The organism is Marinobacter sp. DUT-1 (assembly GCF_050379415.1).
Lineage (GTDB): Bacteria > Pseudomonadota > Gammaproteobacteria > Pseudomonadales > Oleiphilaceae > Marinobacter.
Window position 1 is genome coordinate 830,763 of sequence record NZ_JBNRLS010000002.1, and the last position, 19,773, is coordinate 850,535.

Below are 19,773 nucleotides of genomic sequence, written 5' to 3' on the forward strand. Positions count from 1 at the left end.
ATCCTTTGCAACCGACCGCCCTTTTCAGCAGTACCAAGGCAGCCCGCCTCCTGGCCACGTTCACGCTGGCAATGCTGGCCCTGACCGCTCAGGCCCAGGATTCGGGCAACATTCCGGACGACTACTACCGTGCCGAATTCGTCATTCTTGAGCGCATTGTCGACCCTTCTGCCGTTGAAGAACGCATGGGAGACCGGGAGGTGGAGCCACCGGTTGAGACTGACGAAGCACTCTGGGTGGTGGATCAAAGCGGCAATGCCCAGACCTCCCTGAACCTGGCACCCCGCGCGGACCTGTACCTCAACTCGGCGGCCCAGCGGCTGGAAAACAGTGGCAATTACCGGGTACTGATGAGCGCAGGCTGGTACGAGGCGTTCCCGCCCGACTATGAGGGCGCCCCCCTCAGAATTGAGCTGGGCGACTGGATCGATAGCGCTGGGCAACGGGAAATCGAGGGGCATATCACCATTGACCGCCAACGCTATCTGCACGTGGACGTCCACCTCAATCACTGGCAGCAGGGCACCAGTTCGTTCACCGGGCAGTCCGCCCCGGCTCCCACTGACGGCGAGGAGCAGCAGGAAGAAACCAAGGGCGACGGTTTCGTATCCCTCCAGCCACAAATGGCTCAGCCAGCTTCAAAGCCATTGGAACTGGTGACCTGGATCCGTGAAACCCGCAGGATGCGCAGCCAGGAAGTCCACTTCCTGGACTCCCCCACCATCGGCGTTCTGGTGTTCTTCAGGAAGGTCGAGGCATCGGACTGAGTTGCCCGAGCTGGGCCATCGAGCTGGCGAGAATGGTCTTCACACCGGACATGCCCTGCTCGATGGCCTCTTCAATCTCTTCCATGGTAATGATGTGCTCGGATTTACCCGCGGCCCAGTTCACCACCAGCCCCAGGCACACATAACGCATCCCCAGCTCCGCCGCCAGCGCCGCCTCCGGCATGCCGGTCATGCCCACCAGATCGCAGCCATCCCGCTCCATACGCCGGATCTCAGCGGCGGTTTCCAGCCTCGGCCCCTGCGTTGCGCCGTATACCCCGAAATCCGAGAACGGCACCGACTCCCGCTGTGCGGCATCAATCAGCGCCTGCCGGGCGTCAGCATCGTAGGGAAAGGTGAAATCGATGTGGGTGACTGACTCCAGATCGCCTTCGAAGAAGGTACTGCCCCGCCCCCAGGTGTAATCAATGATCTGATCCGGAACGACGACGTGGGCCGGCCCCATGTCCCGATGGATCCCACCAACGGCATTCACACCGACCACCGTTCGCACACCCGCCTCATACAGCGCGATGATATTGGCACGGTAGTTGACCTGATGGGGCGGAATCCGGTGCGGATTGCCATGTCGGGACAGGAACATCACAGACTGCTCACCCAGCCTCCCCTCCACGAGGGGGGCCGAGGGCTCCCCCCACGACGTGGAAACACGGGACTCGCCGGAAATGGTCAGGCCAGAGAGGGTGGTCAGGCCGGTACCACCAATGATACCGACCGGCGAGGTGCTTGAAGCTGCGGTCATTCTGATTTTCCTTCGGGTGATCCTTTGCCGTTATCGGAGGCGGACCGTTCCCCTTCTCGCGCACCACTCTCGCGTTCGCCATTGTCCTGGCCGGAGAGACGTACACCATCGGGAAGGTGCAGGGTACGGGTCGGGAACGCCACCTCGGCACCATAGCCTTCTATAATATCGCTGATCCGGAGCAGCACATCCTGCTTGATCTCATGGAACCGAACCCACTGGGTGGTCTTGGTGAAGGTGTACACCATGATGTCGAGGGATGAGCTGTTGAACGCCACGAAATTGACGATCAGGGTCCGCTGGGTCTCGATCTCTTCGTGATTCTCCAGCATGGAACGGATATCTGAGACGATGTCGGCCATCTGGCTGACATCCGCGTAGCGGATCCCGATGGTTTCGTAGATCCGGCGGTTGTACATGCGCGACGGGTTTTCCACCGCAATGGTGGTAAACGCCGCGTTGGGCACGTACAACGGGCGCTGGTCGAAGGTGCGAATCGTCGTCACCCGCCAGCCGATATGCTCAACCGTGCCCTCGATGTTTCTGTCCGGTGAACGGACCCAGTCGCCAACCTTGAAGGGTCGGTCCAGATGCACAATCATGCCCCCGAAAAAGTTGGCCAGCAGGTCCTTGGCGGCAAAACCCACCGCAATACCACCCACACCACCGAAGGCCAGCACCCCGGAAATACTGTAGCCGAGAGTCTGCATCACAATCAGCACGGCGGTAATGATGACCACAGCCCTGGACAGTTTGCTCACCGCGTTCACGGTGGTGTAGTCCATGGGTTTTTTCATCTTCATCGGGGAAACAAGGATCTGCTCGGCCTGCTTGATCATTCCCAGCAATGACCAGACCACAATCCAGATAAAGCCCAGTTCCAGCAGTTTCTGATTGGCCTTGAAGATCTCGGCTTCCGAGTAGTGGTGGGCGACTTCCGCGGCCCAGTACACGCCCTGGAGCCAGACAAAGGCAACAAGCGGCCGCCGGGCTGCGTGCAACAGGGCATCATCCCAGATATTCCGGGTATTGCTGAATTTACGCTCGAGCACTCGCACCACGTGGCTCGCCAAGTACGCGACTATGGCGGTACCAAAGACCAGCGCAAAAACGATAATGCCGGTTCGCCAGCCCTGGGAGAGCAGCCCGAAACCCTTGATCCACTCGTTGATTGTTGCCAGCAGCTCTCCGATCATCGATTCCCTCGGATGAAAAATGGTTAGAGGATTACAACCCGAAGCCCGGCCTGTACCCGGTCAAACAGCTCGATCACATCCGGATTGCGCATCCGGATGCAGCCATGGGATCTGGGAACCCCCATGGGCTCGGTAGCCGGTGTGCCGTGAATGTATATGAAGCGACGGAAAGTATCGACCCCGGGACCGCGGTTTTTGCCCGGCTCCAGGCCGCACAACCAGATGATGCGACTGAGGATCCAGTCCCGGTCGGGATGCGCCAGTGCCAGTTCAGGACAGTAGATTTCACCGGTGGGACGACGGGCCCGGAATACCGTATTTTCTGGCAGCCCCTGGCCCACCATCGCGCGGATGTAGTGTTCGCCCCGCGGGGTGCAGCCACTGCCGTCCTGCTCCCCTGCCCCGTTCAGGGCCGTGGATACCGGATAGCGGGCAATGATATGGCCCTGGTTACTCACCAGGGACAGGGTCTGGGCAGCGATGGATACTGCCAGGTGATCAATGTGCTTCGGTGATTGGCTCAAAACCGGTCGGGCTCCGTATCCGGACTATTCCAGACCGGAAGCCTAACCGAGGGAGCTGAACTCAGGCAACCGAGACCTTACTGCTTTTGGGCGGAACCAGCATGGTGTCTTCGGCCTGCATGCCGGCAGCCAGGAAAGGTACGAGGCGCATGGCGATCTCCTGGACCGAGGTTTCGACACCGGTCTTGTTCTGCAGGATGTCACGCAGGGCATCGGAGCTGGACATGGTGAAGGCGGTCGCTCCGAGCATGAACTGGATGCGCCAGTAGCGGTCTACGGCCGAAAGCTGAGGGGTCGCAGCCTTGAGCAGACGCATGAACCGGCTGAACGGATCGCCGTACTCCTGCTCGAGGAACTTCCGCAGATGGCCCTGGGACTGGGTGTAGGCAAGACCGAGCAGGCGCATGAAGATGGAGATACCCTTCTCATTCCGCTGGGGCATCCGGACAGCACTTTCGGTCAGAGCCCAGAGAGTCTGATTCAGGGTCGGCGGCTGATCGCCGCAGCTTTCCTCAAGCTCGTCAAAGGCTTTTTCCAGGGTGGCGGAAAACGGCGTGAGGAATCGGGCAAAGACCGCGTGGATCAGCGCGTTCTTCGAACCAAAGTGGTAATTGACAGCGGCGAGGTTTACTTTAGCCTTACTGGTAATCATCCGGAGGGAAGTTTCGGAAAACCCGCGCTCGGCGAACAGTTCCTCGGCTGCGTCAAGAATCCGGTCTACGGTATCAGATTGCGCCATCTTGTTATCGGTGCCTCTAGCGTACATCTGTTTTAAACATACGTTTGAAGCCAATTTATGTCAAGTTTGTTATCCTTCTGCTTCCCGCCACAGCGCACAGGCCCCAAAGCCAAGAGGTAATCTATGTTCACAGGAATTGTCCAGGGAATCGCCACCATTGACGAGGTCACCGCCCGGCCGGGACTGAGCACGCTGGCGGTGCGACTCCCTGAAGACAAGGTCGAGGGCGTGAGTATCGGCGCCTCCGTGGCCATCAATGGCACCTGCCTGACCGTAACCCGCCAGGACGGCGCAACGCTGTACTTTGATGCCATGCAGGAGACCCTGCGACTGACCACACTCGGCGAACTCAAGGCAGGCGACGCGGTAAACTTCGAGCGGGCAGCACGCATTGGTGACGAGATCGGCGGGCACCTGCTGTCAGGGCATGTGCATACCACGGCCAGGATCGTGGAAATCGAGCGCCCGGAGAATAACGTCACGATCTGGTTTGAAGTGCCCGAAGAGTGGACCCGTTACATCTTTCCCAAAGGCTACATTGCCATCAATGGCGCCAGCCTGACCATTGGCGAGGTCCAGGATAACCGGTTCAACGTGCACCTGATTCCGGAAACCCTGAGAGCCACCACCTTCGGCAAGGCGGAGACCGGGGACCGGGTCAACATCGAGATCGACAGCCAGACCCAGACCATTGTCGACACTCTGGCACGCCTGGGTTACGACCGCCCGGCCTGAAACACCACAAACTTCGGGTCCGCATCCAGCTGACGCAGCGTCGGAAAATCACGCCTGAGGGTTCGGTGGTACCCCAGGTGGCGGTTGCCCACCATAAGCAAATGGCCGCCTGCCGCAAGATGCCGGGCAGCCTGCCGGAACAGTCGCAGGGCGATATGGTCCCCCACCACACCCCCTTCGTGGAATGGCGGGTTGAGCAGGATCAGGTCAAACGCGCCGGCCTCTTCCGGAATGCCATCGGCATGACAAAAGGATGCACGGGCGCCCGGAAAAGCCCGACTGACATTGTGCCCGGCGCTCAGCACCGCGTGGCTGGAGACATCGGTGAAGGTGACCGCCAGCTCCGGTCGAGCCGACAGGGCCTGAAGCCCGAGCACACCGTTCCCGCAGGCGAGATCCAGCACTCGGGCATCGGCACCGAGCGCCGCCACGGCTTCGGTGACATGTGGCAACAGCAGCCGTGTGCCGATGTCCAGCTTCTCCCGGGCGAACACTGCCGGCAGGGCCTCCACCCGAACACCGTTATCCAGGGCATAGCCCTTCCATAATCCCGGCCACTCGTTCAGGCTCGCCTGCCCCCTGCTACACACAACAACTCTCGCCTTCTTGCGCGCGGGTAACACCTGCTCGGTCACCACCGCCCCGGCAAAGACATCGACGCTCCGATCCGGCAGGTGCTTGATCATGCCCCCGGCCAGGACCCTGCCCTGTTCCGACAGCACTCCGTTGAGCCAACGCAACAGCCAGGCCAGATAGTCCGCCTGGCGGGGAATCCGCAACACGACGAGATCAAAAGGGCCCGCAGGCGGATCCTGCCAGCAGGTGGCAAGAGGCGCGTTGGTTACCGACGGATTGGCCCTGGCGTTCACTACCAGAGCCTCGGCCAGTCCGGCGTTGTCCGCCACCAGTTCCGGGGCAAAACGGGCAAGGCCCAGAGACAGTGCGCCGAACTGGTCATCCACAATGAGGACGCTGGCGTGTGGCCGGTCCTGAAGGAACGTTGTCGCCGTTTCCAGCAACAGCTCGTCGGCCGCATCCCAGGCCCTGAGCGACTTGTCACCGCCGCCGGGGCGGGCCAATGAAAGTGGACCATCAGGAGTCTGGAGCTTTGCGCTTGTCATTTCGGGCTTTCCGGAGAGGCAATTCATGAGGGCGCCTATTCTAGGCTGTTTATTCTAGAAATTAACCCTACAGTCGACGGTGTTCATGCAATTCACCTTTGCCCCTCACCCCAGGGGCTTTTTTTATTCCTTCAGCGGCGAAAAGCGCGATAGACGGTGAACCGGCGGGTTTGCTCCAGTCGTTCCACTGTGCCGACATGGCGCCGGATCTGGTCTTCATAAGGCAGGAAACTGTTCGCCACCAGCCGCAACTCTCCTCCGGATTCGAGATGGGAAGCGACCTCCCGGAGGAAACGCTCGGTCATGGACGTATCGGTCCGGACGCCGGTATGAAACGGCGGATTGGTGACAATGGCGGGCCATTTACCCTCGACACCCGAGAGGCCGTCCGAGGCACGGATATCCCCCACACTCCCATTGCGTTCATAGGTTGCCCGGGCACAGATCACCGCCTGCGACTGGACATCGAGACCATCGACCCGGGCAGCGGCCTGATCCGACTGTTGCTGCCAACGCTGTAGCCAGCTGCCGATTACCCCGGCACCACAGGCAAAATCCAGTAGTCGGCCGGCGCTGACAGGTTCACTGGCGAGGCTATCCAGCAACAGGGCCGTCCCCTCATCCAGTTCACCAAGGCTGAAGACGCCCGGCATACCGGCTACATCGATGTTGACACCGGCATGCTCTATAGGTGTCCAGGTGATCCAGTCCGCCAACGTGAACTCCCGGGACGGCTCCGCAACCTCTGCGCTCCACACCTGGCAATGGCGGGCACTGTCCACCTTGCCGGCATCGGGCAACCAGGCCTTGAGCTGCTTGACCGCGCCAGCGATACCTTCTTTTTTCTCGCCCACCAGGATCAACCGGGCACCGACCCTGGCCAGCCATAACGCCAGAGCCAGTCGCAGGTCGAGTTCGGCCCTGGCCTTGGGCAGGAAAACCACGACGGTGTCGAGAGTGGCGGTCTGGAGACCGGGATCGTCATAACCGAAACAGGCCTGCCAGCCGGGGACCTGGCTCAGCGCGCTGTAAACGCCGGCATGCTCACTCATGACAAGACCACTATCTCCTACCAGGGGCAGGATGGCCGGGTCTGTCACGCCTAGCAGGCCGACGGTGCCACCCAGCAGGTCACTGTTACGCAGCAATGCCTCGTGGGAATTGGGAAGAGAGGACATGAAGCGATCAGGCCAGTTTCTGGCGACCAGCACGGACCGGACGCTGAACCAGCTCTTCGACCGCATTCTGCCGGACCCGCTCCCGCTCTTCCTCGTTGGAGATGGACAGCCCCATGTCCCGGAGCAGGCCATCGGCTACGTCATAGACAAAACCATGAACAGTCAGTGGCTGCCCGCGACGCCAGGCTTCCTGGACGATGTTGTTCTGGCACACGTGGCCCACCTGTTCCACCACATTGAGCTCGCACAGGCGATCGACCCGATCCTGCTCGCTCGGGATCGCGTCCAGCGTCGCCTCATGGCGATCGCGCACGTCCTGGACATGGCGCAGCCAGTTGCTGATCAGACCAAAACCTTCGTTCAGCAGGGCCGCGCGTACACCGCCACAGCCGTAATGCCCCACCACCAGAATGTGCTTCACCTTGAGCACTTCGATGGCAAACTGCAGGACCGACAGGCAATTGAAGTCGGTGTGCACCACCACGTTGGCCACGTTGCGGTGAACAAAAAGCTCGCCAGGCAGCAGATCCACGATCTGGTTTGCCGGGACCCGGCTATCGGCACATCCGATCCACAGGTATTCCGGCGCCTGTTGATTGGACAGACGATCGAAGAACTTGGGATCGACAGCCTTGATGCCGTTGGCCCAGGCGCGGTTCTTATCCAGCAGATGATCTAGCTGCCCCATGCAAACAACTCCCGATTTTCATAAAAGTGCCGGAATTGAAAGCGAATCATTGTGAAAACGCAATACTCAGTTGGTCTCAAGTCCGACTTCACCCTGGGGCTGATGGATCGTGCTCTGGGCCAGATCCAGCAATTCCCGCAATGCAACCGAGAACATGGCGTACTCGGGCTCCCGGGCGCTCTTGAGTTCCGCCAGCATGGATTTCCAGCGATCAATCAATTGTTCATGCTGCTGCATCCAGCTTTCCACGCAGGCGGGCACATCCGATGGTTTTTCTGCCAGTTTCAAGACCCCGGTGGTCAGAGCCCGTTGCTGCCAGTCCAGGTCTTCCCGGAAGCTCTCCCGGGCCAGTGCCTCCCAGTGGGACACCGGCTGCAGATCGGCAATGGCCGTGGCAAACCAGGTCAGGTCGAGCCGGTCACCCAGTTCGAAATAGAGATTGGCCACCGTCTTCAGGGGCATACCGGTAGCCTCCTTGGCCTCAATGATGCCCAGGGAGGAATACAGATAACCGGTCCCGGAAACCACCGATGCAAGTTCCTTGGGCAAACCCGCCTCGACGAGATTTGTGTGGCGTTTCTCCCAGGACTGGCGTGCCTGCTCGCCGAGATAGTCCGGCAGGCCGGCGGTAATGGCCCAGACACTGTCGGCGAACCGTTCCATGTGGCTCTGGATGCTGAGCTCGGCCCGGCGGTTACGCAGCAACCAACGCACGGACCGGCGCATCAGGCGCATCAGGTCCTGCATCAGCTCCATCTGGAGCCTGGCCGGAATGTGGAAATCCAGTGACTCGATCCTGTCCCACCAGTTATCAATGCGGAACACATCCCGCGCGATAATCCATGCCAGGGCGATGGAAGCAGCGTCGGCACCGGTGGACTGATTCAGGCGCTCCACAAAGGTAATGCCCATGTGGTTGACCATGTCATTGGCAATCTGCGTGGCGATGATTTCGCGCCGCAGCTGGTGCTCACCCAGTTCCGAACTGAACTGCTGGGTCAGGGCTCGGGGGAAGACCTTGTACATTTCTCCCGCCAGCAGAGGCTCATCCGGCAGGGTGCTGTCGATCAGCGTCTGCTTGAGATCGCCTTTGACATAGGAGATCAGCACTGACAACTCCGGCCGGGTCAGCCCCTTCTTGTCGAGCTTGCGCTCGGACAGGGTTTCATCGTCCGGCAGGAACTCCAGGGCCCGGTTGAGTTTGCCCTCGCTCTCGAAGGTGTTCATCAGCCGGCGGTATTCCTCCAGACGCGTGGCCGCATCCTCGCTGGCGATACTGATGGCCTGGGTCTGACGGTAGTTGTTCTTCAGAACCAGAGACGCGACATCGTCGGTCATCTCCTCCAGCATCACGTTCCGCTGCTTCTCGGTGAGATCGCCCACGGCCACGGCCCGGTTGAGCAGGATCTTCATGTTGACCTCATGGTCCGAGCAATCCACACCACCGGAGTTGTCGATGAAGTCGGTATTCAGACGGCCACCCTTGAGGGCGTATTCGATCCGGCCCAGCTGGGTCAGCCCCAGGTTGCCGCCCTCACCCACTACCTTGCAGCGCAGCTCTGAGCCGTTGATCCGGAGGCCATCGTTGGCCTTGTCGCCCACATCGGTATTGGATTCGGAGCTGGCCTTGACGTAGGTGCCGATACCACCCACCCAGAGCAGGTCCACCTGGGACTTCAGAATATGGGAGATCAGCATGTTGGGCGGCACTCGATCGGCCTTGATCCCCAGCAGCTTCTTCATCTCGGGGCTGACCGGGATCGATTTGGCGTTGCGGCTGAACACCCCACCGCCCTTGGAGATCAGTTTGGTGTCGTAGTCCGTCCAGGCGGACCGGGGCATTTCGAACAGGCGCTTGCGCTCACGGTAGCTGGCTTCGGCATCCGGATCCGGATCGACGAAAATGTGAATGTGGTTGAACGCCGCCACCAGCCGGGTCTTCTCCGAGCACAGCATGCCATTTCCGAATACATCCCCGCCCATATCGCCGATGCCGATGGCGGTGAATTCGTCCAATCCCGGGTTGATGCCCATCTCGCGGAAGTGCCGCTCCACAGAGACCCAGGCACCCCGGGCGGTAATGCCCATCTTCTTGTGGTCATACCCGTTACTGCCTCCGGAGGCGAACGCGTCGCCCATCCAGAACCCGTATTCCGCGGCCAGGCCATTGGCAATATCGGAGAAGGTCGCGGTGCCCTTGTCGGCAGCCACAACGAGATAGTGATCGTCATCGTCATGCCGGATAACCCGCTCCGGCGGCTCTATCCCGGCATCCACCAGATTATCGGTAATATCCAGCAGGCCGCGGATAAAGGTCTTGTAGGCCTCGATACCTTCGGCCTGAAACGCTTCCCGATCCGAGGGATCCGGCAGTCGTTTGGCCACGAAACCACCCTTGGCACCGACCGGCACAATGACCGCGTTCTTCACCTGCTGCGCCTTGACCAGACCAAGGATCTCGGTGCGGTAATCCTCGAAACGGTCGGACCAGCGCAGTCCGCCACGGGCGACCTTGCCGCCACGGAGGTGCACCCCCTCGACCCTCGGCGAGTATACGAAGATCTCGAACATTGGCAGTGGCAGCGGCATGTCCGGAATGCGGGAAGGATCAAATTTCGCACTGATGTAGGACTTCGGCTTGCCGTCCGCATCGAACTGGAAGTAATTGGTTCGCAGGGTGGCCTGCATCAACTCCATGTAAAGACGCAGAACCCGGTCTTCGCTGAGATTTTCGACCTCGTCCAGGCCGGCGTTGAATTCGATCTCCAGTTTTTGCTGCGCAGCCTCGCTCTTGCCCTTGCTCTGCTGGCGCTCGGGATTGAAGCGGATATCGAACAGATCCAGCAAGGTTCTGGTCAGCTGGACATGGTTGACCAGGGTATTGGAGATGAATGTCTGACTGTTGGAGAACCGGATCTGACGCATGTAGCGGGCATAGGTCCGCAGCAGGGCAATCTCGCGCCAGCTCATGTAAGAGGACAACAACAAACGGTTGAAGGCGTCGTTCTCCGCCTCGCCGTGCCAGACCCGGCGGAACAGCTCCTCGAAAATCGGCCGTATGCGGTGGATGTCCACCACTTCGCCGGTGTGGGCCTGCAGGGTAAAATCGTGGATCCAGACCGATTTGCCGTGGCGGTCGAGGACCTCGAACGGGTGCTCACCGATCACCCGGAACCCGAGGTTATCGAAAATCGGCATCACGTCCGACAGCGGCAGGGGCTCATCCGGGTAGAACAGCTTGAAATGGAGGGTGCTCTCATCCTCCTCCAACGCCCGGTAAAAACTCATGGCCAGATCGTCTCTGGCCGCCGAAGCAGCGATGTGATCGAGGTCAATGGCAGCCCGGCGTGGCGAGAACATATCGGTGTAACTGGGCGGAAATCCTCCGGCCCAGAGCCGGTAGAATTCGTTGCCGCGCTCCTCGCCGTAGGCTTCGCTGAGCGCCTCGTAGAGACCGTCGCGCCAGGACTGGGCCAGGTCGATCACCTTTTCCCGGATCTCGGCGATCGGCAAGTGGCGATTCTCCACCTGCGGCACCCGGATGGTGAACTGCACCCGGGCCAGAACCGACTCGGAGAAGTGGGTGACAAACTCGATGTCCTCCGCTTCCAGGGTCTCGAACAGCACCTGCTCCACTTTCAGGCGCAGCTCGGTGTTGTAGATGTCCCGCGGGAAGAAGGCCAGGCAGGTGACAAACTGGCCATAGACATCCTCGCGCATGAACAGCTCGATGCGGCGGCGCTCCTGGATGTAGAGAATATTCTTGGCCACCCGGAGCAGCTCATCGGTCTCTATCTGGAACAGCTCATCCCGAGGGTAGAGCGTGAGGATCTGTTCCAGTTCCTTGCCGGCGTAGTCGTCCCGGAGAAAGCCGGAACGCTTCATCACACTCTGGAACTTCCGGCGTAACAGTGGAATCTCGTCGGGCCGCTCGTTATAGACCCGTGCGGTATACAGACCCAGGAACCGACGCTCACCGACCACGTCGCCCTTGTCGTCGAACTTCTTGACCGCGATGTAGTCCGGGTACGCCGGGCGATGCACCCGCGAGCGCTGGGCGGATTTGGCGAAGATAAAAATGTCGTCGGTGCGGGTCATTTCGTGTCGGGTGCGCTGGGGCAGCTCGTTCAGGCGGACCCGGTCCGGCCGTTCGTTGTTGACCCGCAAAATACCCAGTTCCGAGTTCTCGACCCGGCTCACAACCACACCGCTCTTGTCCTTCACATAGTCGTATTCGTCGTAACCCAGGAAGGTAAAGTGGTCCTGAACCAGCCAGTTGAGGAACGCCCTGGCCTCCTCCTTCTCCTCGTCACTGATGCCGGCGGTGGTATCGTCCAGTTCGCCGATAATCCGGTTGACCTTGTCAGTCACCACATTGAAGTCCGAGACTGCGATCCGCACTTCGTGCAGTACCGTCTGCAGCGCCTCCTCCAGATCTTTCAGATCCGACGGATTGCTGTGGCGGTCGATCTCGAGAACGATAAAGGCTTCGTACTCCGTTCCCGAGCCGCTCTTCTTGGTGGAGTGCAGCTTCTTGAGCTTGCCGTCCTTGTCACGGTCGACCTGCAGGATCGAGTGCTGGATGGAATGGGTGCCGATTTCCCGCTGATTGATGGCGATCCGCAGGGAATCGATCAGGAACGGAATATTCGGATGCAGAATGAAAATGACAGTGTGGGTGGACTGCCAGCCGTCACTTTCCAGATCCGGATTGAATACCGAGACCGGGGTTTCCTCGGCGCTGCGCTTCTGCAGGAATTGCCAGGCGGCGAGAATGGCGCCGTAGGTATCGGAGAATCGTCGACTCACCAACTCTTCAAGAGGGATATGCGCGTAATGCTGCTTTGCAAATTCACTGATTTTTTTCGCCTCTGTCTTCGCGATCTTCTGGGAAAACGCATCAGCGAGTTGCTCAAAAAACTGTTCCTTGCTGGCCACAGTCAGCGCGTTCATGATCTACCTCTGGTCAGTGTGAAATAAACGTAATCGACGTCCTGCCACATAAGCATAGTCAAACCCTTGATTTTTGCCGTCCAGATGCGAAAACTGCGGCAACTACTTACGAACAATACGGTTCCTTGACGGGACATGGATAGGGGAGCAGTTAGATCCAATGTCACTACAGCATACGTTCGGGGAGTTAAGGTCACAGTTAGCCAAAAGGATCATTGGTCAGGAGAAACTGGTAGACCGGCTGCTCATTGCCCTGTTGGCAGATGGCCACCTACTGGTGGAAGGAGCACCCGGGCTGGCAAAGACCACCGCCATCAAGGCCCTGGCAGATCACCTCGACGGGGACTTCCACCGTATCCAGTTCACTCCGGACCTGCTGCCGTCGGATGTCACCGGCAGCGAGATCTACCGGGCCGAGACCGGGCAATTCGAATTCCAGAAAGGCCCCATCTTCCACAACCTCGTGCTTGCTGACGAAATCAACCGTGCGCCCGCGAAGGTGCAGTCCGCCCTGCTGGAAGCCATGGGCGAACGGCAGGTCAGCGTTGGTCTCAAGACCTTTCCCCTGGACAAACTGTTCCTGGTGATGGCGACCCAGAACCCGATCGAGCAGGAAGGGACCTACCCGCTGCCCGAAGCCCAGCTGGACCGCTTCCTGATGCATGTGGTGATTGACTATCCTTCGGCCGAGGCCGAAAAGGCCATCCTGCACCTGGCGAGGAACGATTACCGTCAGGGGCTGCCCAAGGCGGAAACGCGGATCAGTGCGGAACAGGTCTTTGCTGCGAGAGCCGAGGCGGCGGACATCTACATGGCCGAACCGGTTGAGCAATATCTGCTGGCCCTGGTACTGGCAACCCGGGATGCAGCCAGCCTGGATCCCGAACTGGCCCGCTGGACGGCGTTCGGCGCCAGCCCACGGGGTACCATTGCCCTGGACCGCTGTGCCCGCGCCAGTGCCTGGCTCGACGGCCGGGACTACGTCACCCCCGATGACGTCCGGGCCATGGCCTTCGATGTGCTCCGGCACCGGATTCTGCTGACCTTCGAGGCCGAAGCCGAGGGCATGACGCCGGACGCGGTTATCGCGCGCCTGATTGACCGGGTTCCGGTCGCCGCCTGAGGCCCCACATTCCTGTGCAAGACCCGACACCATGGTAAGCAGCCAAGCCACCACACACATCAGCCTGCCCGACCTGATCCGGTTGCAGGCCGATGCCCGGGCCCTGAAGCTGCCCTCGGCGCGACCGGTCCGGTCCCGGCAGGCGGGCCTGCAGCGCTCGCCCCAACGGGGGCGTGGCATGGCCTTTGCCGAGGTGCGCCAATATCAGCCGGGCGATGACATCCGCAGCATCGACTGGCGGGTTACCGCCCGGCGCCAGTCACCCCACACCAAACTGTATGAGGAAGAACGGGAGCGACCCGTGCTGTTGCTCTGTGACCTGGGGCCGAGCCTGTTCTTCGCCAGCACCGGTGCCTACAAGCAGGTCCGTTGCGCGCAGGTGGCGGCGATCCTGTCCTGGCTGGCCCTGTGGGCCGGAGACCAGGTTGGCGGGATCGTCTTCAACGGTGAAAAGCTTGAAGTACTTCGTCCGGCCCGGCGCAAAAAATCGGTGTTGCGCTTGCTGGATTCCCTTGCGGAACAGCAACACCAACCCGACCGGAACGGGGGGCTGCCCACTACCGGCATGGACAACGGCCCCTGGCTCGATCAGGCCCTGGCCGAAGCACGGCGCGTTGCCCATACCGGCAGCCGTATTTTCGTACTGAGCGATTTCCTGCAGCTCTCGGACGAGACGGCCTCCCTGCTGGGCGCCCTGGCACGCCACAATGTCGTCAACGCCATCCGGATTGTGGATCCGCTGGAGCAGCAGCTGCCCGACAGCGGCCGGTTCGCGGTTGCCGGTCCGGACGGCCCGATCTGGTTCGACGCCGGCAACCCCCGTTTCCAGAAAGCCTGGCGGGAGCGCATTACTGCCCACGAAACGCAGCTGGCTTCCTGTTTCCGCACCGCCGGCGTGATGTCCGCGACGGTTTCAACCGGCGAGGATCCGGCCTCCGTACTGAAATCCCTGCTTGGGCCGAGGGGGCGGATAGGATGAATCCACAGGATCCCCTCAGCCAGTTGCGCGACATCCATCTACCCGCCACAGGTGGATTCTGGCCACCGGCACCGGGCTGGTGGATACTCGCTGTGCTGATTCTGGGTGCCCTGGCGCTGGTGGTGGTAGTCCTGCTTCGCCACAGGCGTCGCAATCGCTGGCGCAGGCAGGCAATCCTCGCCCTGACCGAGCTGGAGCAAAAGGCGGAACCGACACCGTCCTGGTTCGCCCGCCTCAACACCCTGCTCAAGCAGGCGGCCAGGGAGTGCCACCCGGAAAGCCAGCCCCAGGCCCTCAGCGGCAACGCCTGGGTGGAATTCCTGATCGCGACAACCCCGGCGGGACAAACGGCTCCCCGACAGGCGCTGGAGGCGATGGTCCGGGCCGCCTGGCAACCGTCGGTACAGGCCGATCCCGACGAAGCCATCCGGTTTGCCCGCCACTGGCTGGGAGGGCAGAAATGCTGAGCCTGGCTTATCCCTGGGTGCTTGTCATTGCCCTGCTCCCGCTGCTGATTCAGTGGCGCCGACCGGCCCGCCGGCAGGTGGATGCCCCGGTCCTGCCCACCGGACACTGGTTATCCGGTCTGCCGGGCGTCAGTCGCCAGGGCAGCGCCACTCCGTGGTGGCGCAAGCTTCTGCTCAGCCTGCTATGGCTACTCCTGGTCCTGGCGCTGGCGCGGCCCCAGTATGTGGGTGAGCAGGTCCAGTTACCCGTGACCGGTCGCGACCTCATGCTGGTGGTGGATATTTCTCCTTCCATGGACGAGCGGGATATGGTGATCCAGGGCCGCAGCATCAATCGTCTGCAGGCGGTCAAGCACGTGTTGAATGATTTCATCTCGCGGCGCAAGGGCGACCGGCTCGGCCTGATCCTGTTTGGCACCGAGCCCTACGTCCAGGCACCGCTGACGTTTGACCTGGAAACCGTGCGCACCCTGATGCAGGAATCCGGGCTGGGCATGGCAGGACGCGCCACGGCAATCGGGGATGCTATCGGGCTGGCGGTCAAACGCTTGCGGGACCGCCCCCAGGAACAACGAGTCGCCGTGCTGCTCACCGACGGCGCCAATACCGCAGGGGAGATCAGTCCGGACAAGGCCACCGAAATTGCCGCGGCAGCCGGCGTCAGGCTGTATACCATCGGCATCGGCGCCGACACCATGGTGCAACGGGGCCTGCTCGGCTCCCGACGGGTCAATCCCTCCCGGGACCTGGACGAGGGCCTGCTTACCCGCATGGCGCAAGCCACCGGTGGCCAGTATTTCCGGGCCCGCAGCCTGCCCGAGCTGGAAATGATCTATGAGAGCATCAACCAGCTCGAAGCCATCGAACTGGAGGGCAAGTTCTACCGCCCGGTGACCGAGCTGTTCGTCTGGCCCGCCGGCTTTGCGACCGGCCTGTGGCTGATGCTCGCCCTGGCAAGCCTCGCGGCCCGACGCCGCCAGTCCCGCGCAGAACCAGCAGAAGGAGCGGCGCATGGCTGACTTCCATTTCCTTCGCCCGCTCTGGTTGCTGCTCCTTCTTGCGGTGCCATTGCTCCTGGTCATACTCCGCAACGCAGGCCACGGCGACAGCGGCTGGTCACGACTGATTCCCGCGCCCCTGCTTTCGCCTCTGATCCGGTCCGGGGGGCAGCAGAATGGCAGAGGTGGTTCTCCGCTTGTTCCGGTCTCCCTGGCGCTGGTGATACTGGCTGTTGCTCTGGCCGGCCCGGCCTGGCGAGAGGCACCCACGCCCCTGAAACAGCCGGGGGACAGTCTGGTCATGGTGCTGGACCTGTCGCTGTCCATGCTCGCCACCGATGTGGAACCCGATCGCCTGACCCGAGCCAAACGCAAGATCCGGGATATCCTCAAGACCCGGGAGGGCAGCCTCAATGGTCTGGTGGTCTACGCTGCCGATGCTCACGTGGTCACGCCCCTGACCGATGATGCCCGCACCATCGAAGCCATGCTCAACGTGCTGGACCCGACGATTATGCCGGCCCAGGGCAATCGCGCCGATCTGGCGGTCACCCGGGCAACGGAACTGCTCGAACAGGGCGCCCCGGGCAAAGGCAAGATCCTGCTGATCACCGATGATGTCCGGGAGGGATACCTGCCCGGCATCACCCACGCCCTGGCAGGCACGCCTTACTCTCTGAGCACCCTGATGGTCGGCACCGAGGGCGGCGGCCCCATACCTCTGGCCAAGCGGGGCTTCATGCGCGAAAACGGGGAAATCGTGATTACCCGTGCCAACCCCGGTGCGCTTTCCCGGGTGGCCGTGGAAACCGGCGGATCATTTCACGCCCTGACCCTCGACGACACCGATATCGAGGCCCTGAAACTGGCGCCCTCGGACAGCGATGACTGGCAATCCGCCGACGCAGACCGGACCGTGAACCGATGGCAGGATGACGGCTACTGGCTGCTCTGGCTCGCGCTCCCGCTTCTCCTGCTGGGCTGGCGCCGGGGCGGGTTCGCGGTGCTTGCCCTGCTGATTCTGCCCCTGATGCCCGAACCGGCACAGGCCGCCAGCTGGGACAGCCTCTGGCAGCGCGAGGACCAGCGCGCGCCGGAATTGATCCGGGAGGCTCCCGAACAGGCCGCCCGTGAACTCGAAAGCCCTTCCTGGCGGGCCCCTGCACTCTATCGTTCCGGTGAGTATGAAGAGGCCGCCAAACTGTATGGATCACTGGACGGTCCGGAGGCAGATTACAACCGGGGCAATGCCCTGGCCCGGGCCGGCAAGCTCGAACCGGCACTGGAAGCCTACGACAATGCCCTGGCGCAGGCACCGGAGATGGAAGATGCCCGCCACAACCGGGATCTGGTGGAGCAGCTGCTGGAACAGCAACAACAGCAACAGAACCAGCAGGGCCAGGGTGACAGCCAGCAACAACAGAACCAGAATTCCGGGGACGGCCGCCAGGACAATCCGTCGCAGCAGGGCGATGATCAACAGGCCGGACAGCAGCCTTCCCCCTCCGGCGAGGATCCATCCGGCCAATCGGACAGCCGTCAGGAGAACGGACAGGGCGAGCCGGAATCGGACCCCGCGCAATCGCAGCAGGATTCGGATACGGGCCAACAGGGAGAGTCCCGGGAACAACAGGACGGGCAACAGGCTCAAGCCCCGGCCGCGATCTCGGAAACACCCCTGACCCAGGGGCAGGAACAATGGCTCAGACGCATTCCCGACAATCCCGGCGGCCTGTTGCGCCGGAAATTCCTGCAGCAGTACCAGGAACGTCAGACACCACCCGCTGAGGGCGATACACCATGGTAAAACGGATAGTGGCAAAAATGACCGGGTTGTGGCTGCTCATGGCGCTGGCCTTCCCGGCCTGCGCCGGTGAGCTGTCCGTGGAGCCGGACCGCAAGCAGCTTTATGAAGGCGAGGTGCTGACCGTCACGGTCAAGGGCACCATGGAACTGGACATCAACCTGAGCAATCTGTTCGAGTTCGATCTGTCCCAGCTGCCCGCGCCGGACATCGAAAAGGTCGAACCGGATTTCGAGATCCTCGCGCGCAACCAGCAATACAGCATCCGCACCGTCAACAGCCAGATGATCGGGGAGATCACCTGGACCTACCAGCTGGCCCCCACCCGCACCGGCGAACTGACCATTCCAGCACTTACCTTCCGGGATGCCACCTCGGAGCCTGTGACCGTTGAGGTGGTCTCGGGCTCCGGGCCGGACCAGGGCCCCGAAGTCCGGGACAGCTTTGTCGAGCTGTCCGCGGACAAGGCCGAGGTCTATGTGCAGGAACAACTGACCCTGACGGTTCGCCTGTTCTTTACCGGCAATCTCATCCGGGGCGAACTGTCCGAGCCGGAACACCCCCATGCCATCATCGAGAGTCTGGGAAAACAGCAGGAATATACCCGGTACCGGGACGGCGTCCGCTACCGGGTTGTTGAGCGGCGTTATGCGGTGTTTCCACAGAAGACGGGAGAGCTGAACCTGCCCCCCATCCAGTTCGAGGGCCAGGCCCGGACCCAGGAAGGCAAGCTTCGGTTCCTGAGGGACAGCGAGGAGTTCTTTACCGTTCCGGTAAAACCGGTACCGGCCGAATTTACCGGTGATACCTGGCTGCCTGCCAGCGACCTGTCCCTGGAAGAAAGCGGCCTGCCACCGACCCTGGAAGTGGACATGGGCGAGAACCTGACCCGCCGGCTCACCCTGAAAACCACTGATCTGCCCTCGGAGGCTTTGCCACCACTGCCCGAGGGCACGCCACCGGGTATCCGCGCCTATCCCGACCAGCCGCAGAGAAGCACCCAGGTGACGTCCGAGGGCTTGGTCTCAACCCTGGAACAGACCATCGCGCTGGTCCCCGTGCAAGCCGGTGAGATGACCTTGCCGGAAGTCCGGCTTGCCTGGTGGGACACCGACACTGACAGCCAGCAGGTGGCGGTGATTCCTGCCCGGACCCTGTCAGTAACCGATACCGGCGGCGCCGCCGTGCCACCTTCCCCGGAACCGCCTGCCGACGGTTCCACAACAACCGGCACGGCCAGCGAGCCGGAGACTGGTCGTTCACCGGAAGCAACTGGCTCGGTCTGGCCCTGGGTCAGTCTGGCCCTGGCTGTCGCCTGGGCTGCCACTGTCGCTGGCTGGTGGTGGTCCGGAAGGAATGGCCGTGGACCGCGTAAACAGCCCGCAACCCATGGGGGCGACGGCAATGAGCGGGCCCTGTTTGACCAACTCATCATCGCCGCCAGGAAGGGATCTGCGGAAACACCCCATTTCCTGATCCGGTGGATGCAGCATCGGCATCCGGATCAGCTCTTCCACACCGCCGGGGATGTTGTGAAGTTTCTGGAAGATGAAGCCCTGGCCACTGAACTGGATCGCCTGCAGGCGGATCTGTTTGCCGGGAAAGGAAGTCCGGAATCGGGAGTGGCGGACCGGCAGGCTCTGGTCAGAGCTCTGGAACAGGTTCGGCGCCGGAAAGCCCGGACGACCCGGGAGGATGGCCTGCGCCCCCTCTACCCGGATAATCTGTCGGCCTGACC

The 19,773-nt window shown here is 61.6% G+C and carries 16 protein-coding genes; 8 read left to right on the plus strand and 8 right to left on the minus strand.

The annotated features are described in order from the left end of the window. Positions 1-5: 5 nt before the first annotated feature. On the plus strand, positions 6-767 hold the full coding sequence (locus ACQUTG_RS09430) for a CsiV family protein (protein ID WP_428919142.1): 762 nt from the start codon (positions 6-8) through the stop codon (positions 765-767). On the opposite strand, the gene ACQUTG_RS09435 is transcribed toward ACQUTG_RS09430, so the two are convergent. From ACQUTG_RS09435 to ACQUTG_RS09450, 4 genes are all read right to left on the minus strand, one after another. Further along, the gene (locus ACQUTG_RS09435) at positions 742-1,530 is read right to left on the minus strand and encodes an S-methyl-5'-thioinosine phosphorylase (protein WP_428919143.1); all 789 of its coding nucleotides are present in this window, start codon (positions 1,528-1,530) and stop codon (positions 742-744) included. The two genes, ACQUTG_RS09430 and ACQUTG_RS09435, sit on opposite strands and share 26 nt — an antisense overlap. Next, on the minus strand, positions 1,527-2,726 hold the full coding sequence (locus tag ACQUTG_RS09440; RefSeq protein ID WP_428919144.1) for a mechanosensitive ion channel family protein: 1,200 nt from the start codon (positions 2,724-2,726) through the stop codon (positions 1,527-1,529). The genes ACQUTG_RS09435 and ACQUTG_RS09440 overlap by 4 nt, the downstream gene beginning before the upstream one ends. 23 nt (positions 2,727-2,749) lie before the next feature. Further along, positions 2,750-3,250, minus strand: a complete 501-nt coding sequence (locus tag ACQUTG_RS09445; RefSeq protein ID WP_428919145.1) for a L,D-transpeptidase family protein — start codon at positions 3,248-3,250, stop codon at positions 2,750-2,752. Positions 3,251-3,311: 61 nt separating this feature from the next. Beyond that, a complete protein-coding gene (locus tag ACQUTG_RS09450; RefSeq protein ID WP_410327422.1) occupies positions 3,312-3,989 on the minus strand; it encodes a TetR/AcrR family transcriptional regulator in 678 nt (225 codons plus the stop codon). 123 nt (positions 3,990-4,112) lie between these two features. Between ACQUTG_RS09450 and ACQUTG_RS09455 the strand changes: the two genes are divergently transcribed. Continuing rightward, entirely contained in the window at positions 4,113-4,724 is a 612-nt protein-coding gene (locus tag ACQUTG_RS09455) for a riboflavin synthase subunit alpha (protein ID WP_428919146.1), read from the plus strand. Here ACQUTG_RS09455 and ACQUTG_RS09460 read toward each other — a convergent pair. From ACQUTG_RS09460 to ACQUTG_RS09475, 4 genes are all read right to left on the minus strand, one after another. Next, on the minus strand, positions 4,706-5,845 hold the full coding sequence (locus tag ACQUTG_RS09460) for a class I SAM-dependent methyltransferase (RefSeq protein ID WP_428919147.1): 1,140 nt from the start codon (positions 5,843-5,845) through the stop codon (positions 4,706-4,708). The genes ACQUTG_RS09455 and ACQUTG_RS09460 overlap by 19 nt on opposite strands. 131 nt (positions 5,846-5,976) lie before the next feature. Further along, complete coding sequence (locus tag ACQUTG_RS09465) at positions 5,977-7,023, minus strand: methyltransferase (RefSeq protein ID WP_428919266.1); 1,047 nt, start codon at positions 7,021-7,023, stop codon at positions 5,977-5,979. 7 nt (positions 7,024-7,030) lie between these two features. Further along, positions 7,031-7,711 carry a carbonate dehydratase gene (gene can / locus ACQUTG_RS09470; RefSeq protein ID WP_428919148.1) on the minus strand — a complete coding sequence of 227 codons (681 nt, stop codon included), beginning with the start codon at positions 7,709-7,711 and terminating at the stop codon, positions 7,031-7,033. Positions 7,712-7,777: 66 nt separating this feature from the next. Beyond that, entirely contained in the window at positions 7,778-12,664 is a 4,887-nt protein-coding gene (locus ACQUTG_RS09475) for an NAD-glutamate dehydrogenase (RefSeq protein ID WP_428919149.1), read from the minus strand. A gap of 160 nt (positions 12,665-12,824) precedes the next feature. Between ACQUTG_RS09475 and ACQUTG_RS09480 the strand changes: the two genes are divergently transcribed. From ACQUTG_RS09480 to ACQUTG_RS09505, 6 genes are read left to right on the plus strand one after another with little or no spacing between them, the layout of a single operon-like run. Further along, a complete protein-coding gene (locus ACQUTG_RS09480) occupies positions 12,825-13,787 on the plus strand; it encodes an AAA family ATPase (protein ID WP_428919150.1) in 963 nt (320 codons plus the stop codon). 31 nt (positions 13,788-13,818) lie between these two features. Next, positions 13,819-14,766 carry a DUF58 domain-containing protein gene (locus tag ACQUTG_RS09485; protein WP_428919151.1) on the plus strand — a complete coding sequence of 316 codons (948 nt, stop codon included), beginning with the start codon at positions 13,819-13,821 and terminating at the stop codon, positions 14,764-14,766. Continuing rightward, positions 14,763-15,233, plus strand: coding sequence for a DUF4381 domain-containing protein (locus ACQUTG_RS09490; protein ID WP_428919152.1), 471 nt, complete (start codon positions 14,763-14,765; stop codon positions 15,231-15,233). Before ACQUTG_RS09485 ends, ACQUTG_RS09490 begins: the two co-directional genes overlap by 4 nt. Then, positions 15,227-16,252, plus strand: coding sequence for a vWA domain-containing protein (locus tag ACQUTG_RS09495; protein ID WP_428919153.1), 1,026 nt, complete (start codon positions 15,227-15,229; stop codon positions 16,250-16,252). Before ACQUTG_RS09490 ends, ACQUTG_RS09495 begins: the two co-directional genes overlap by 7 nt. After that, positions 16,245-18,038: a VWA domain-containing protein gene (locus tag ACQUTG_RS09500; RefSeq protein ID WP_428919154.1), complete on the plus strand. Its 1,794-nt coding sequence runs from the start codon at positions 16,245-16,247 to the stop codon at positions 18,036-18,038. The genes ACQUTG_RS09495 and ACQUTG_RS09500 overlap by 8 nt, the downstream gene beginning before the upstream one ends. Next, the gene (locus tag ACQUTG_RS09505) at positions 18,032-19,771 is read left to right on the plus strand and encodes a BatD family protein (protein ID WP_428919155.1); all 1,740 of its coding nucleotides are present in this window, start codon (positions 18,032-18,034) and stop codon (positions 19,769-19,771) included. The genes ACQUTG_RS09500 and ACQUTG_RS09505 overlap by 7 nt, the downstream gene beginning before the upstream one ends. Positions 19,772-19,773: the final 2 nt, after the last annotated feature.